At 31.7% G+C, this 16434-nt stretch carries 18 protein-coding genes; 9 read left to right on the top strand and 9 right to left on the bottom strand.

Translation table 11 applies throughout. The annotated features are described in order from the left end of the window. The first annotated feature begins 242 nt into the window (after positions 1-242). Positions 243-1373, top strand: a complete 1131-nt coding sequence (gene folK, locus ACR9ES_RS06405) for a 2-amino-4-hydroxy-6-hydroxymethyldihydropteridine diphosphokinase (RefSeq protein WP_435255536.1) — start codon at positions 243-245, stop codon at positions 1371-1373. A 27-nt stretch (positions 1374-1400) separates the two neighbouring features. On the opposite strand, the gene gldC is transcribed toward folK, so the two are convergent. Further along, positions 1401-1739 (bottom strand): gliding motility protein GldC, encoded by a 339-nt coding sequence (gene gldC / locus ACR9ES_RS06410; protein WP_299001378.1) that lies wholly within the window; start codon positions 1737-1739, stop codon positions 1401-1403. Beyond that, complete coding sequence (gldB, locus tag ACR9ES_RS06415) at positions 1739-2701, bottom strand: gliding motility lipoprotein GldB (RefSeq protein WP_435255537.1); 963 nt, start codon at positions 2699-2701, stop codon at positions 1739-1741. Before gldB ends, gldC begins: the two co-directional genes overlap by 1 nt. 92 nt (positions 2702-2793) lie before the next feature. Here gldB and nadE point away from each other — a divergent pair, with 92 nt between their 5' ends. Continuing rightward, positions 2794-3582, top strand: coding sequence for an NAD(+) synthase (nadE, locus tag ACR9ES_RS06420; RefSeq protein WP_435255538.1), 789 nt, complete (start codon positions 2794-2796; stop codon positions 3580-3582). Between the two features lie 214 nt (positions 3583-3796). On the opposite strand, the gene dnaG is transcribed toward nadE, so the two are convergent. Next, a complete protein-coding gene (gene dnaG / locus ACR9ES_RS06425; protein ID WP_435255539.1) occupies positions 3797-5806 on the bottom strand; it encodes a DNA primase in 2010 nt (669 codons plus the stop codon). 108 nt (positions 5807-5914) lie between these two features. Between dnaG and ACR9ES_RS06430 the strand changes: the two genes are divergently transcribed. Beyond that, positions 5915-6811, top strand: coding sequence for a leucine-rich repeat domain-containing protein (locus tag ACR9ES_RS06430; RefSeq protein WP_435255540.1), 897 nt, complete (start codon positions 5915-5917; stop codon positions 6809-6811). A gap of 71 nt (positions 6812-6882) precedes the next feature. On the opposite strand, the gene clpX is transcribed toward ACR9ES_RS06430, so the two are convergent. From clpX to ACR9ES_RS06450, 4 genes are all read right to left on the bottom strand, one after another. Further along, a complete protein-coding gene (gene clpX, locus ACR9ES_RS06435) occupies positions 6883-8121 on the bottom strand; it encodes an ATP-dependent Clp protease ATP-binding subunit ClpX (RefSeq protein ID WP_435255541.1) in 1239 nt (412 codons plus the stop codon). 88 nt (positions 8122-8209) lie between these two features. After that, a complete protein-coding gene (gene clpP / locus ACR9ES_RS06440) occupies positions 8210-8869 on the bottom strand; it encodes an ATP-dependent Clp endopeptidase proteolytic subunit ClpP (protein WP_435255542.1) in 660 nt (219 codons plus the stop codon). 126 nt (positions 8870-8995) lie between these two features. Further along, on the bottom strand, positions 8996-10318 hold the full coding sequence (tig, locus tag ACR9ES_RS06445) for a trigger factor (RefSeq protein WP_435255543.1): 1323 nt from the start codon (positions 10316-10318) through the stop codon (positions 8996-8998). A gap of 132 nt (positions 10319-10450) precedes the next feature. Then, the gene (locus ACR9ES_RS06450; protein ID WP_274633259.1) at positions 10451-10798 is read right to left on the bottom strand and encodes a phage holin family protein; all 348 of its coding nucleotides are present in this window, start codon (positions 10796-10798) and stop codon (positions 10451-10453) included. A gap of 196 nt (positions 10799-10994) precedes the next feature. On the opposite strand from ACR9ES_RS06450, the gene ACR9ES_RS06455 reads away from it, so the two are divergent. The 4 genes from ACR9ES_RS06455 to ACR9ES_RS06470 all read left to right on the top strand — a co-directional run bounded on the left by ACR9ES_RS06455 (position 10995) and on the right by ACR9ES_RS06470 (position 13284). Next, on the top strand, positions 10995-11561 hold the full coding sequence (locus ACR9ES_RS06455) for a Crp/Fnr family transcriptional regulator (RefSeq protein WP_435255544.1): 567 nt from the start codon (positions 10995-10997) through the stop codon (positions 11559-11561). Positions 11562-11623: 62 nt separating this feature from the next. Continuing rightward, a complete protein-coding gene (locus ACR9ES_RS06460; protein ID WP_435255545.1) occupies positions 11624-12202 on the top strand; it encodes an NAD(P)H-dependent oxidoreductase in 579 nt (192 codons plus the stop codon). A gap of 118 nt (positions 12203-12320) precedes the next feature. Then, on the top strand, positions 12321-12815 hold the full coding sequence (locus ACR9ES_RS06465) for a DUF2867 domain-containing protein (protein ID WP_435255546.1): 495 nt from the start codon (positions 12321-12323) through the stop codon (positions 12813-12815). 52 nt (positions 12816-12867) lie between these two features. Then, positions 12868-13284, top strand: coding sequence for a TlpA family protein disulfide reductase (locus ACR9ES_RS06470; protein ID WP_435255631.1), 417 nt, complete (start codon positions 12868-12870; stop codon positions 13282-13284). Here ACR9ES_RS06470 and ACR9ES_RS06475 read toward each other — a convergent pair whose 3' ends face one another. Both ACR9ES_RS06475 and ACR9ES_RS06480 read right to left on the bottom strand, forming a co-directional pair. Next, a complete protein-coding gene (locus ACR9ES_RS06475; RefSeq protein WP_435255547.1) occupies positions 13285-14055 on the bottom strand; it encodes an alpha/beta fold hydrolase in 771 nt (256 codons plus the stop codon). 2 nt (positions 14056-14057) lie between these two features. Next, entirely contained in the window at positions 14058-14771 is a 714-nt protein-coding gene (locus tag ACR9ES_RS06480) for a pyridoxine 5'-phosphate synthase (protein WP_435255548.1), read from the bottom strand. 59 nt (positions 14772-14830) lie between these two features. Here ACR9ES_RS06480 and ACR9ES_RS06485 point away from each other — a divergent pair, with 59 nt between their 5' ends. Both ACR9ES_RS06485 and ACR9ES_RS06490 read left to right on the top strand, forming a co-directional pair. After that, positions 14831-15490: a CBS domain-containing protein gene (locus tag ACR9ES_RS06485; protein ID WP_120186284.1), complete on the top strand. Its 660-nt coding sequence runs from the start codon at positions 14831-14833 to the stop codon at positions 15488-15490. Positions 15491-15512: 22 nt separating this feature from the next. Continuing rightward, positions 15513-16409: an NAD kinase gene (locus ACR9ES_RS06490; RefSeq protein WP_435255549.1), complete on the top strand. Its 897-nt coding sequence runs from the start codon at positions 15513-15515 to the stop codon at positions 16407-16409. The last annotated feature ends 25 nt before the right edge of the window (positions 16410-16434 follow it).

Here is a 16434-nt window from a genome sequence, read left to right on the forward strand (position 1 = left end):
TTTTATTACACTTTTAAATTTTCGTACAAAAAATAAAGGCTACCATAACAGCAGCCTTTTAACTTAGAGTTGTTCTAGATCATTCCCCAATAATCATATAAAAATCTTACTCTATAAAGAAATCCACTACTAAAACAGTTCAACACGAAAACACCCTACCTTTTTCAAAAAAAAATATTTAAATAAAAAGCCAATTTTTTAGCACTTCTTATTTAAGTTTTATTTTTCTTTGCATTCTACTCATGAAAATACAACGAATCACATATATTTCTATAGGAACCAATCAAGGAGACAAGCTTGCAAACATTCAACAAGCAATTAATTTAATTGCTGATAAAGTGGGTGCAGTTTTAAAAGTAGCTTCAGTATACGAAACAGCTTCTTGGGGTTTTAACAGTAATAATTTTTACAATACTTGTATAAAAGTTTCAACGTATTTACCTCCTGAACAATTAATTTTAAGACTTCTTTCTATTGAAAAAGAATTAGGAAGAACTCGAAAAGATACTAACGAATATTCAGATAGATTAATTGATTTAGATATTCTATTATTTGATGATGAAATCATCTTTTCAAAAACTTTAATTGTTCCACACCCTAGAATGTTAGAGCGTAAATTCGCTTTAGTTCCTTTGGTTGAAATTGCTCGTAATGTTATTCATCCAATAGAAAAAAAACATTTATATATCTGTTTAGAAAATTGTTCTGATACTTCGGAAATTACAAAGTTAAATGTTAAACTTGAACGACCAATTCCTATTACTGAAAAGTATAATTACATTGCTATTGAGGGAAATATTGGTGCTGGAAAAACATCTTTAGCAAATATGATGTCTGACGAATTTAACGCTAAAATCGTATTAGAACGTTTTGCTGATAATCCATTTTTGCCAAAGTTTTACGACGATAATGAGCGTTATGCCTTTCCTTTAGAAATGAGTTTTTTAGCGGATCGTTATCAACAATTATCAGATGATTTAGCGCAATTTGATTTGTTTAAAAACTTTATTGTTTCTGATTATTATATTTTTAAATCGCTCATTTTTGCACAGGTTACTTTACATAGTGATGAGTATAAATTGTACAGGAAAATGTTTGATTTAATGTACAAGGAAATCACTAAACCTGATTTATACGTTTATTTATATCAAAACACAGAACGTTTATTAGAGAACATAAAAAAACGTGGGCGTGATTACGAACAAAATATAGAAGCAAGTTACCTACAAAAAATCCACGATGGTTATAGTAATTTTATCAAAACGCAACCTGATTTAAATATTTTAATCATTGATGTTTCTGAACTGGATTTTGTAAACAATCTTGATGATTATGAAACCATCATTAATAAAATAAAAAATTACAACGCATAAAAAAAGCAGCTTTAAAAGCTGCTTTTTTTATTTCTGAATTAACTCTAGCTTTTCAGCAAAGTAATCACAAAAATCGCGCATGGTAGCACTCATTTTTTCGTCATTAGTAGCTCTTTCAAACGAATTTGCCATAGACACTAAGGTTTGATGAAAAAACTGTTTCATTTCATCTACAGGCATGTCTTTGGTCCATAAATCCATACGCAATGTATCTTTTTGTTTATGATCCCAAACAGACAGCATAATTGCTTTTGATGCCTCATCTTTTATTCCTCCGTCCTCTGCATTCCAAGTAATTTCTTCTGGAATTCTGTTTTCGTCTAATCCTACTTTAAATGTAATCTTTGATGTATGTTTAACCGCCATTATCTTTTTGGTTTGTATCCTGATTTTTTGAAGATTTCCTCTTCACTTGTTTGTAATAATTGATGCAAAGATACATCATTCTTTTGCATATACGAACGTACTATTTGCCAACCAATCCACTCACCTATTCTTCCTGGTGATTGGTTGTCTTCTTCCATATAAAACTTAGAAAAGGGTGCCAAATCTAAAAAACGTTTATCAACATCCTTACTGGTACTGTACAACAAATCTTTCTCTATAAAATACATCCAAATTTGCTCTTCATTACTTTTAGCCCAATCTAATTTAGTTTGTGAATACCCTATTTTAATCGCATCTGGAATAGTTGGTAAATAAGCATCTAACAAATACATTTTCTTTCCGCGATAAATCATTTTATCAATAAAACTTCTCGCTGTACTTGGTAACATTTGCTTACCAACAATAGCTTTTGCTACGTCTACCACAATATGTTCTTTGGTATTGTTCTGTTTTACATATTCAGGATAATCGTTGTAAAACTCATGTTTTCCTCCTAAGTAAGCATCTAAAGAAATTAATAATAAACTATCGGTATAAACAATTCGATTGTTGTAATCAATATTTGTTAGCATGGTAACTACTTTCGGACTCACAAACTTCGGATTGTAATATTTTACATGTTTGAATAGTGATGTTAACTCCTCTTTTTCTTTATTGATTTCAGAAAAAACTTTTTGGGTTTCAGCAAACAGCTCTTGCTCATCTTTGTTATTTATTTTGTTTATCCAAACACTATCGGGTTGAGGAGGAAAGAACATCGGGTATTTTTCTTTTGTTATAGAAAGCTCGTTAGGCTTTGTGCTATAAAAATCAACATCAAAACGTTCTATTTCTACATTAGCCTCAATATTTGATATATCTATATTTAACTTATTACTTCCTTCCTTTTTACACGAAAAGCTAACCACAATAAAGGTAAGCAGCGCTAAAATTTTTCTCATGAACTTTAGTATATTTACATTCTAAATTACAACGTCGAAATTACTAAAATAGTTTTTATCCCTTAGTGATTAAGTCTTAAAATATCTCAAAAATGAACACTCCTAAAGTTGCAGAACATATCGTAAATTGGTTAAAAGAATACGCTACTAATGCCAAAGTAAATGGCTTTGTTGTAGGTATATCTGGCGGAATTGACAGTGCTGTTACCTCAACTTTATGTGCTAAGACTGGTTTACCAACCTTGTGTGTAGAACTACCAATTCATCAGGCAGAAAGTCAAGTAAACAGAGGAAATGAACATATTAAACAATTACGTGAGCGTTACAGTAATGTGAGTGAAGTGGAAGTAAACTTAACCTCTACTTTTGAAGATTTTAAGACTGTAGTTCCTCAAATTGAATCTTCTCCAACAGTTGATTTAGCTTTAGCGAATACTCGTGCTCGTTTACGAATGACTACGCTTTATTATTTTGCTGGATTGAATGGTTTATTAGTAGCAGGAACAGGAAATAAAGTAGAAGATTTCGGTGTAGGATTCTTCACTAAATATGGTGATGGTGGTGTTGATTTAAGTCCGATTGCTGATTTAGTAAAATCAGAAGTGTATGAATTAGCAAAATACTTAGAAGTACCTACTTCTATCCAAAAAGCACAACCTACAGATGGTTTATTTGGTGATAGCAGAACCGATGAAGACCAAATTGGAGCTTCATACGATGAATTAGAGTGGGCTATGCAAATGCAAAATACAGGAAAAACCGCTGATGATTTTTCTGGTAGAGAGTTAGAAGTATATAAAATATATACGCGTCTTAACCGAATTAATCAGCACAAGATGGTTCCAATTCCTATTTGTGAAATCCCTAAAGAGTTAAAGTAAGTTAACCGACATCATTTGACGCTTAATCTTTTGATAAGCACTCTTTTTTTGCCCGTTAGATATATTTAAAGGGAGTATAATAAGCAATCTAAATAACTCTAGTATTTGCAGCAACTTTCTCATTTTTATTTTATTTCTTGTTCTTTTCGCGGGTAAAATTACAAAAAAAATGTTAAAAACTTTAAAACTCTAGATATTTAGCTATTTCTTAATATTAAATAACGCGATTTAATTTTTCAAAAAGGCGTTTTTTCAATCCTGTATAATTTGCGATTTCTTCCAGATCAGGAGTTACGCTTTGCTCTTGGCTTTCTTGCATTATCTCCTTTATTTTTTCTTCAATTAAAACCCTACGTAAGTTTAAAACTGCATCTGTAACCAATTTGGGCAGGATTTTTATTGTTTCTGTTACAAAAACCTCTTTACGCTCCCAATCACTTAAATTATACTTTTCTTCATCCATCAAAATATTGGTTACCAAACTTGATATTTGAGGGTTTTCGTGCATTATCAAATAATCGACACTTATTTTTTCATCTTGATTTAATTGATGAATCAATTCAAAATAAGTTAATCTGAAAATTTCATTGGTAAACTCTATTTCGTCTTCTTGTAAATTCAAATACAACTCGTTAGAAACAGTGTTTTGATACTCTTCTTTCTCTAAAAATGGTCGTCCTCTTTCATCTACTGCATCTACCCAATTGACAAAATCAACAATTTCATTACCATATAACAACAAAATTCTTATGATTTCTTTTTCTAGAATATTTAGCTGATCAATACTTTGCTGTAACTTCCCTTTTCCTCCTTTAACAAGACCCATTACAGGTTGATCTTGTTCATACATATACTCTGGAGGCGGTTGATTTGAATCTGACCTTAAACTACTTTTTTGGGCAGCTGCAACTCCTTTTTTTAATAATTGAGCCAATTCACTAAATAAAACTTGCTCAGAAATATCCATAATACGGGCACACTCTTGTACATAAACCTCTCGTTGAATTCCATCAGGAATTTTAGAAATACTTGTTACAATATCACGAATTAAACCTGCTTTTTTCACAGGATCATTCGCTGCTTCTTTCATTAATAAAGAAACTTTGAACTCTATAAAGTCTTGAGCTTTTTCAGCTAAATACTGTTTTAAATCGGCATTAGAATGTGCTTTTGCAAAGCTATCTGGATCTTCGCCTTCCGGAAAAGTAACCACTTTCACATTCATTCCTTGTTCAAGAATTAAATCAATTCCGCGAAGTGATGCTCTAATCCCTGCTGCATCTCCATCAAAAAGTACCGTAATATTTTTAGTTAATCGGTTTACCAATCGAATTTGATCAGGAGTTAATGCTGTACCCGATGAAGCTACCACATTTTCTATTCCAGATTGATGAAATGAAATTACATCGGTATATCCTTCTACTAAATAGCAATTATCTTCTTTAGCAATTTCTTTCTTAGCCTGATATAATCCGTATAAAATTTTACTCTTATGATAAATTTCACTCTCTGGTGAATTCAGGTATTTTGCCGCTTTTTTATCATTCGTAAGAATACGTCCTCCAAAACCTAAAATTCGTCCTGACATACTATGAATAGGAAACATCACACGTCCTTTAAAACGATCAAATTTTCTATCCTCTACTCCACCTTCTTTAACAATAGTTAATCCAGTAGATTTTAAATATTTTAAATCGTAGCCTTTCTCTAAAGCTGCTTTTGTAAAGTTATCCCATTCATCTTTACAATATCCTAAATCAAACTTTTCAATAGTGTCTTCTCTAAATCCTCTTTCTTTAAAATATGACAAACCGATGGCTCTACCGTTTTGTGTGTTCATTAACACATCATGAAAATAATCTTTGGCAAATTTTGATACCAAAAACATACTTTCACGTTCATTCATCTGCTGTTTTTGTTCGTCAGACTGTTCGGTTTCTTCTATTTCAATATTGTACTTTTCAGCCAACCAACGTATAGCTTCAGGATACGTATAATGTTCGTGCTCCATTAAAAAAGAAATCGCATTTCCTCCTTTACCTGTACTAAAATCTTTCCAGATTTGTTTTACAGGCGACACCATAAAAGATGGGGTACGCTCATCAGTAAACGGACTTAAGCCTTTAAAACTACTTCCCGACTTTTTTAACTGCACAAACTCTCCTATCACCTCTTCTACTCGGGCGGTTTCAAAAACTTTATCAATGGTTTGTTGGGTAATCATACACTGTAAAATAGAGCAAACAAATATATAGATAAGACAACTCTTCTTAAATTAAATTTGCTAAAAACATATAAATATATAATTTTGACAAAAAATTCCCCCTTATTAATGAAAACAATTATCCCCTTTAGTTTAGCATTACTTTTATCTTACAATACATTTTCTCAAGAAACTATTCGAATTCCTGATATCGGTTTAGAAGAATGTTTGGTTGATTTAAAAATTGACTCTAACGGTTTAAACGGAAGTATTACCATTAGTGATGCCGAATATGTTACTAACTTAAACATTGACAATCCTGTTACAAATAAGGATTTACCTAATGTATATTCTAAAATTAAAAATTTAACCGGTTTAGAGAGCTTTCCTAACTTAAAACGTTTGGATTGTTACGATAACGAAATTACTAAGATAGACTTATCTCAAAGCTCTTCTATAAGTTTTTTAAACTGTACTCAAAATAAAATTGAGCGTTTAGATGTTAGTAAGAACCCTAACTTAACTTATATTAGTTGTGACAGCAACAACATGAACTCTTTAATTCTTGGCGAAAATTCTAATCTTGAAAGCTTATACGCTAGTTATAACAAATTAACTACGTTAGACGTATCTAACTGTCCTAACCTTATAAACATGGATGTTAGTGGTAACAATATTAAAACCATTGTTGTTAGTGAAGCTCAATTAGCTAACATTCCTGCAGGTTGGTATAAAGACGAAAAAACTACCTATACAACTAGCAGTGGTGAAGTAGCAGATACTATGGTTATAGAACAGAAAAAAAACACTGAAAAAGTTGAAGAAAAGCCTAAAGCTATTGAAAAACCTGTAAAAAAATACGCAGAAAGCTTTATACAATTGGTGGTTTCTGAATATGAAAAAAATGTGTTAGACAAAGCGCACCTTAAAAAGGTTAAAGAAGATTTGATGTACAAATACGACATTAAAGGTGAAGAAATTACCGAATGGATACAACAACATAGTAAACTTCACAAAACGGAATAATAACTTTATTAAAAAGCATAAAAAAAGCCATCAAATTCTTGATGGCTTTTTTATTTAAATGTTTTTTTAGCTTATGAAGCTGCTTTTAATTTTTTCAATGCTGATTTAGTTAATTTCGCTTCTGCATATTCTTTAGTTACACTAAATTCTTTTTCATCAGAACTTGGCATATCGAACATTGCATCAGTTAAAATTGCTTCGCATAAAGAACGTAAACCACGAGCTCCTAACTTATACTCAACTGCCTTATCAACAATAAACTGTAATGCTTCTTCCGTCATTGTGAACTCAACATCATCCATAGCAAACAATTTAGTGTATTGCTTTACTATTGAATTTTTAGGTTCTGTTAAAATAGCTCGTAATGTTTCTGCATCTAGCGGATTCATATAACTCAACACCGGTAAACGACCAATAATTTCTGGTATTAATCCGAAAGATTTTAAATCTAAAGGAGTAATATATTGTAACAAGTTATCTTGATCTATTTTATCCTCTTCAACCGAAGCGCTATATCCTACAGCTTGCATGTTTAAACGCTTGCTGATAATTCTATCAATTCCAGAAAAAGCTCCTCCGGCAATGAATAAAATATCTTTGGTATTTACTTCGATAAATTTTTGTTCTGGGTGCTTTCTTCCTCCTTTAGGCGCTACGTTTACCACAGCTCCTTCTAATAGTTTTAACAACGCTTGTTGCACTCCTTCACCAGAAACATCACGTGTAATAGACGGATTATCACCCTTACGAGCAATCTTATCTATTTCATCAATAAATACAATACCTCTTTCTGCTTTTTCAACGTCATAATCAGCTGCTTGTAACAAACGACTAAGGATGCTCTCAACATCTTCTCCTACATAACCTGCTTGGGTTAAAACAGTAGCATCAACAATAGAAAACGGTACGTTTAACATTTTTGCAATAGTACGCGCTACTAATGTTTTACCAGTACCTGTTTCACCAACTAAAACAATGTTAGACTTTTCAATTTCTACTTCGTCTTCATCTCCTCTAGTTTGCAATAATCTTTTGTAGTGATTATATACCGCTACAGACATTGCTTTTTTGGTTTCATCTTGACCAATGATATATTCATCTAAAAAAGCTTTAATTTCTTTCGGCTTTTTTAAAGTTAAGTCTTTTGATAAATCACTTGTTTTAAGTTCCGCTATTTCCTCCTCTACAATTCCATGAGCCTGCTCTATACATTTATCACATATATGAGCATCTAAACCTGCAATTAATAAATCGGTTTCAGGTTTTTTACGACCACAAAAGGAACATTGTAAATTTTCTTCTTTCGACATTATCTTATGCTTTAGGCATTAGGCTTTAAGGCTTTATGCAAATACTATTTTTAGCGTGTCGCATATTGCTTAGTGCTTAATGCAAAAATTATTTTCTAGTTAAAATTTCGTCAACCATTCCGTAAGCTTTCGCTTCATCGGCTTTCATCCAATAATCTCTATCAGAATCTTTGTTTACTTTTTCTATAGTTTGACCTGAGTGTTTTGCGATAATTTCATACAACTCATCTTTTAATTTTAAAATTTCACGAGCTGTAATTTCGATATCAGATGCTTGTCCTTGAGCACCTCCTAACGGTTGGTGAATCATAATACGAGAGTGTGGTAGCGCTGAACGTTTTCCTTTTTCTCCTGCACACATTAACACAGCTCCCATAGAAGCGGCCATACCTGTACAAATTGTAGCTACGTCTGGCTTAATAAATTGCATGGTATCGTAAATACCTAAACCAGCATATACTCCACCTCCTGGTGAGTTGATATAAATTGAAATATCTTTATTAGCATCTACACTTTCTAAGAATAATAATTGTGCTTGAATTATGTTAGCTACTTGATCGTTAATACCTGTACCTAAAAAGATAATTCTATCCATCATTAAACGAGAAAAAACATCCATTTGAGTAATATTCATTTGGCGTTCTTCCATAATGTATGGAGTTAAGCTACTTGTTATTTTTCCGTAGTAGTTGCTATTTATTCCGTGGTGCTTAGTTGCGTATTTTTCGAACTCTTTTCCGTAATCCATTTAAAATGTTTTTAGGTTATAATGATGTAAATATAAGAACTATTTCGTTAGTATTTTGTTACTGTTAATGGCTAAAAAAACCTGAATGTAGATTCAGGTTTTTCTTATTACATCAGTTATAAACTGTTATTTGTATACTTCTTTAATGAAATCTTCAAAAGAAACTTCTTTAGTATCAAAACTCATGTTTTCTTTATAGAAAGCTAATAATTTCTGAGAAATTAATTGCTCTTGTAAACGACGAGCTTCGTCTTGATTTTGTAAGATTCTTCCTGCGATATCTTCTAACTCTTTTTCTTCTGGATTCATGTTACCAAACTGAGCCATTTGAGCTCTAATAAATCCTTTAGCGTAGTCTACTAACTCTGCATAGTCTAATTTGATATCGTTATCTTTCATAATCTTTCCTTCGATTAATTGGTAACGTAATCCTTTTTCAGACTTGTTGTACTCTTCAACAGCTTCTTCAGCAGTTAATTCTTTTTCTCCAGCAGTTTGTAACCACTTTTGTAAGAATTCAACTGGTAAATCAAATTTAGTATTCTCTACTAAGTTCTCAGTAATTGCGTTTAACAATTGTTGATCTGCTTGTTGTTGAAATTGCTTTTCTGCGTCTTCTTTAATTTTATCTTTTAAATCAGTTACAGTTTTTACGCTTCCGTCAGCAAATAACTTATCAAATAACTCTTGGTCTAATTCTGCTAATTCTATTTCAGTAATTTCTTCAATAGTAAAAGTTACAGGAATATCTAAATCGTGAACCTGATCGTGAGATACGCCTAAAGCTGCTTGTAACTTGTGCTCGTCTTCGAATAAGTTTTTAGTTTTTAACTCTAAAACATCTCCAACTTTAGCACCTACAAACTTCTTTAAGTTTGTTTTTCCTTTAATATCTTTTACAGAAATTGTAGATTTTTTGTTGATTTCTTTCTCTTCGTTTACGAAAGTACCAGTAACGTTAGTTTCTTCTGTAGCTTCGTCTTTAGCAGACATTTTTCCGTAACGAGATTGAATGTTTTCAACTTCTTTCTCGATTAACTCGTCTGTAGCGACGATGTTATATTGAGTTACTTTGTTTTTTGGTTGTAAGTTTACGTCGAACTCAGGAGCTAATCCTAATTCGAATTCAAAAGAGAATTTATCAGCATCCCAATTGAAATCTTCTTGAACTCTTGGTAATGGGTTACCTAAGATATCTAACTTTTCTTCAACTAAGAATTTGTTTAACGACTCTTGTAAAAGCTTGTTTACCTCATCAATCATTACTGATTTTCCGTATTGCTTCTTTACCATTCCCATTGGTACATGACCTTTTCTAAACCCAGGAATGTTCGCTGTTTTACGGTAATCGTTTAATACTTTTGTTACTTTATCTTGATAATCTTCTGCAACAATATCAACTTTTACAACTGCATTTAATGCATCTACGTTTTCTTTTGTTATATTCATCTTAAAAATCTGTTTCTTAAAAAATCGGGTGCAAAATTACTACTTTATTTATTGATAACCAATACTTTTAAACATAAAAGTATCTACTTTTTTATCACCCTTATTTTCTAGTTTTTACTGTGTTAGGTTACCTTATTCGTCTCCTTCTTTTAATAGCGAAAATAGTATCGATCTAAAAATTGACAACAACACACTGAACAAGAGCGCTGTAAAAAATCCGCTAACTGCAAATCCTGACACTAATTTATCTGCCAATAAAATAATTACCGCATTAATTACAAATAGGAACAACCCTAGCGTAACAATGGTTGCTGGTAGTGTAAAAAACACTAGTAATGGACGCACAAACAAGTTTAACAAGGCTATAACTACAGCCACAATTACTGCAGTTGTATAACTTGCCACGGTTACTCCTGGTAAAATATTTGCCAATACAATTACCACTAATGCTGTTAACAATACTTTTAAAAACGTTTTCATTTTTCTTTTTTATTTAAGTTAGTTATGAATTATAAATTTACTCTTTTTCACTGAAACTATTAACTCATAACACTCCATTATACTTTACCACAACCATACCAAAAACAAAAACCTGCTGTTTTGGCAGGTTTAAAACTTTGTTTTAGTTTTTGGAATTTTAATTTAACTTCGCTTTATTCTTAACCAAGACAATAAAATGCTCAAAAAACACTTGGCCTCTTATAATATTCTTACCGAAGAAGAAATAGACAACTTTGTAAATTTAGTTAGGTATAAAAAACTTAACAAAGGAGATTTTTTTATTCAAGAAGGAAATACTTGTAAAGAAGTAGCTTTTATTGCCTCGGGTATTTTCAGGTCTTTTTATCATTCCTCAGACGAAAAAGAAGCTACGTATTGTTTGCTGTCAGAAAACTCTTTTGTTACTGCATATTCATCGTTTATTTCTCAAACAAAAACCAACGAGAATATTCAAGCTTTAACCGATGCAGAACTATATAGTATCTCCAAAGAACAATTTGTAGCATTAGAAAACTCAAGCACGAATTGGTTACGTCTCTTTAAAACATTTGCTGAACAAGAATATATAAATCTTGAAAACAGAATTTTTGTTTTACAAAATGAAAGCGCTGAAAACCGTTACAAAAAACTGTTAGAAACGCATCCAAACTACTTAAAAACTATCCCGTTACAGTACCTAGCTTCATATTTAGGCATAACACAACGACATTTGAGCAGAATTAGAAAATCAGTTTTTTATTAGACAATTGTCCTTTTTAGCCTTGTAAAACCAATCGTACTTAGCTTCATAATCTTAACTATAGTATGAAGCATATTTTATTAATAAACGGACATCCTGATAAAGAAAGTTTTAACCATGCACTGGCAGCTTCTTACAAAAGAGGCGTTTTGGAAACCGATGCTATTATTGAAGAAATTACCATCACCGACTTAAACTTTAATCCCAACCTTAAATTTGGTTACCGAAAAAGAACGGAACTTGAACTTGATTTACAAGAAGCTTTAACTAAAATTAAAAAAGCAGATCATATTGTATGGTTTTTTCCTATTTGGTGGGCTGGTTACCCTGCAATAATGAAAGGTTTTATTGACAGGACTTTTTTACCAGGAATAACTTTTCATCCTATTGAAGGAAAACCTTTTCCTAAAAAACTTTTAAAAGGTAAAACTGCTCGACTTATCATAACTTCTGACACCCCAAATTGGTATGATTATCTTTTTATGAAAAGACCTGCCATTAGACAGTTTAAAAAAGGAACACTAGAGTTCTGTGGTATTAAACCTGTAAAAACCACTTTTTTATCAACAATTAAAAACTCAAGCCCTGAACAACGAAATAAGTGGCTAGAGAAAGTATATACCTTAGGTAAAAACCAACAGTGACTTAACTTTTTTTTGGTTAAAAAAATACTAGTTTATGTTAAAATTTAAATAACTCTATACTAAAATCCTACAATTACTATTTATATATTTACATACATATTTTTATAAGATTAGTAATATGAAAAAAGTTAAAGAAGATAAAACTCTTTTGAATAAAGACATTAAAAAACTACTTCCTAAAATAAATTTTCATGACACATTCTCTACCACCAATCATACAAACACAATAGAAGAAATTGTAAATTTAATCTTTAATAAACCTCCAGTTTGGGTAGACTTTTTATTTAAATTACGTAATAAAATTGCTGCTTTTTTTAATTTAAAAAACAACTACCCTGGTGATTATAACGAGCGGTTTGATGTTGGCGGATATGTAAGTTTCTTTAAAATTTTTTCTATATCTAGCAATGAAGTTGTATTAGGTGCTAATGACACTCATTTAAATTTTAGAGCAATCGTACACAACAATCACGATCTTTTTTATAACATCAAAGTTATTACGTTGGTTGAATACAATAATAAAAAAGGTGAAGTATACATGAAGCTTATAAAACCTTTTCATAGGTTAGTTGTTAAGAGAATGGTTAAAAATGCTTATAAATTAAATAATTAACTTTTGTACTTTTGAGCTATTAAAAAATAACTCTATTAAACCTGTAACCTCAATAAAAGTAACCGATTTTAATCAAAACGAAGTTAACTTACTTGAAAAGTATGCTAACAAAATTCTATTATTGTTGTTTTACAACAATGCTTGTTTAGGATGTACGGGTAGAACTATACCACTTGCTTATCAATTTAAGCAAGATTACAAGGATATTGAAGTTATAGGCATCCATAGTAATTTTACAAGCAACAATGTTTCTAAAGAAGATATTCTAAGCATTTTCACCATCAACGAACTTCCATTCCCTATTTACATTGATAAAGATCACAAAATGTACGATTTCTTTAACTCGGAAGGAACGCCACAATGGATATTACTAACCTCAAAAGGTGAAGTATATCGATCTATTTTTGGGTCGCAAGATAATGCTCAAAACAGATTGTACTACGCTTTAGAAAACCTAACTGAACAGTAATTATTTAGCCAGAAAATGAATAGCTTCTCTATAAAAATCTGCTGGATTTTCAGCATGTAGCCAGTGCCCAGCGTTGGCTATTGTTTTAATTTCTGAATTTGGAAAATGTGCCTGAATTAACGGCTTATCTTCTTTTGAAATATACCCTGAATTTGCTCCTCGTAAAAACAACGTTTCTCCTTCAAAAACAGTAAAAGAAGGTAACGCTACTCCTACTTCACTATTATTTTCTGTCAATGATTTTAAGTTGAAACGAAAAGCCAATTCATCTTTTGTTTTTCGGTATACATTTTTTGCTAAAAATTGACGGATTCCTTTTTCTGGAATTAACTCAGCTAGTTTTTCATCCATTAACTTACGCGAGGTTTGTACCGAAAAATCTATCGAGTTTAATGCAGCTAAAATATCGTGGTGATGTGGCGGATACATTCTTGGAGAAATATCGGCAACAATTAATTTATTTACCAACTCAGGATATTCTGTAGCAAATAACATTACTGTTTTTCCTCCCATAGAATGCCCTAACAAATCTACTTTTTCTAAAGTGTGATGCTGAATGTAATTGTACAAATCACCTACCATTAACTCATAATCAAAAGCTTCGGTTTGAAAACTACGCCCGTGATTTCGTTGATCTATCAAATGTACTTCATAACCGTCTTCGGCAAACTTATTAGCATGCGATTTCCAGTTATCTCCCATACCAAAGTATCCGTGTAAAATCAGCAACGGTTTTCCTTTTCCTATTATTTTAGAATATAATACCTCCATAGTTATTGCAAACGATGTAAATACATGTTTACAACGTTTTGTAAACCTAAATACAAACTTTCAGAAATTAAAGCATGTCCGATTGATACTTCTGCTAAATGAGGAATATTTTGCTTAAAGAACTGGATATTATCTAAACTCAAATCATGTCCTGCGTTTACACCTAAACCTAATTCATGTGCTAAAATTGCTGCTTCTGTATATGGTTTCACTCCGTTGGTGTTCCCTTTTTCATATTGAACAGCAAACTCTTCTGTATATAACTCAATTCTGTCGGTTCCTGTTTTCGCTGCAGCTTCAATCAATTTTAAATCTGTATCAATAAAAATAGACGTACGGATTCCAGCATTTTTAAACTCAGCAATTACTTCTTGCAAATAAGATTGATGAACTATCGTGTCCCATCCTGCATTTGATGTAAGTTGATCTACACTGTCAGGAACTAAAGTTACTTGCGTAGGTTTAATTTCTAACACCATTTGCGTAAACTTATCAATAGGATTTCCTTCGATATTATATTCCGTAGTAACCAACGGTTTTAAATCGTAGGCATCTTGATAACGAATATGACGCTCATCAGGTCTTGGATGTATGGTAATTCCTTCAGCTCCGAACTCCTGGATATCGGCTGCTACTTTCAATAAATCTGGCACATTTCCTCCTCTAGAATTACGAAGTGTAGCTATTTTATTAATATTAACACTTAATTTTGTCATGTTGTAAAATTAGACCACAAAGGTAACGCATTCCAACATTTTAAACTATATTCGTAGTAATGAAAATCAATGATTTTATACTAAAAGAAATTAAAGCACTCACATTAAACAGCTCTGTAAAAAGTGCTCAACAAGTGTGTAAAGACTTACCTATAACGCATATTCCAGTAGTTGAAGATGGTAAGTTAATTGGCTGCTTGCCTGAAAGTGACATTCAAACTATTGAAAATAAAAACCGTACGCTAAATGAGTACACTTACATGTTTGATCACTTTTACACAAATGAAAAAGCGACTTTACTTGATTTAATCGCATTATTTGCGGATAACGACTCTAATTTAATCCCTGTTTTAGACAAAAACCTGAACTATGTTGGTTATTATGAACTAAGTGATATTTTAGATGCTTTTGCCAACAGCCCTTTCATACATAACGAAAGTCAAACTCTAATAATAGACAAACCTAAGAGCGACTACTCTATGAGTCAAATAACTCAAATTGTAGAAACTAACAACGGAAAACTTTTAGGAGCTTATATTTCTTCTGAAAATATAGACAACATAGAAGTCACCCTTAGAATTGTTTCTGAAGAAATAAATGAAATTATTCAAACGTTTCGCCGATACGACTATAACGTTATCACACAACACGAAGACGACTTTTATCTAGAAGAGCTTAAAGATAGAGCTGCCTATTTAAGGAAATACCTAGATATGTAATTTCTAAAAAATATTTTTACCAGTGAAAAAAGTAGCTATTTACGGACAAGCTTATACTACACTAGCAGAAAAAGAAGTTAAAATTCTTTTAGATGTTTTAGAAAAACACAATATCGTTGCCTTTTTTGAGCAACAGTTTTACGATTTATTTGTTGAAAACGACTCACTAAACAAAAAATACCCTACTTACTCACATTTTAATGATTTATCAAACACGTTTGATGTGATGTTCACTATTGGAGGAGATGGTACTATTTTGAGAGCCGTTACCTACATACGTGATTTGAATATCCCTATCATGGGAATTAACACTGGGCGCCTGGGTTTCCTGGCAACCATTCAAAAAGATCAAATTGAAGAAGCTATTGATTTAGTACTTAAAAAAGAATACACACTTCAAGAACGTTCATTATTACAAATAGAAACCTCTCCAAATACTGAAGATTTTTCTGAGCTCAACTTTGCATTAAACGAAGTAACTATAGCTAGAAGAAATACTACTTCGATGATAGGAATTAAAACATTCTTAAACCAAGAATATTTAACCAATTATTGGGCAGATGGTTTAATTATAGCAACTCCAACTGGCTCAACAGGATATTCATTAAGTTGCGATGGCCCCGTAATTTTACCAAACTCAAAAAGTTTTGTTATTACTCCTATAGCACCACATAACTTGAATGCTCGTCCGATGGTTATTCCTGATGACACAGAAATACACCTTGAAGTTAGCGCCCGTGAAAAAGATTTTTTAGTCTCGTTAGACTCCCGTATCGCAACGGTTTCAAAAGAAACTAAGATCAAAATTAAAAAAGCTTCTTTCACTATAAAAAGTATTTTACCTAAAAATCAATCCCATTTAAAAACCTTACGTGGAAAACTTTTATGGGGGGAAGACACAAGAAATGAAGGCTTATAACTTATACAATTACAATAAATTCACA

Source organism: Tenacibaculum sp. A30, from assembly GCF_051200845.1.
In the GTDB taxonomy this organism is placed as follows: Bacteria; Bacteroidota; Bacteroidia; order Flavobacteriales; family Flavobacteriaceae; genus Polaribacter.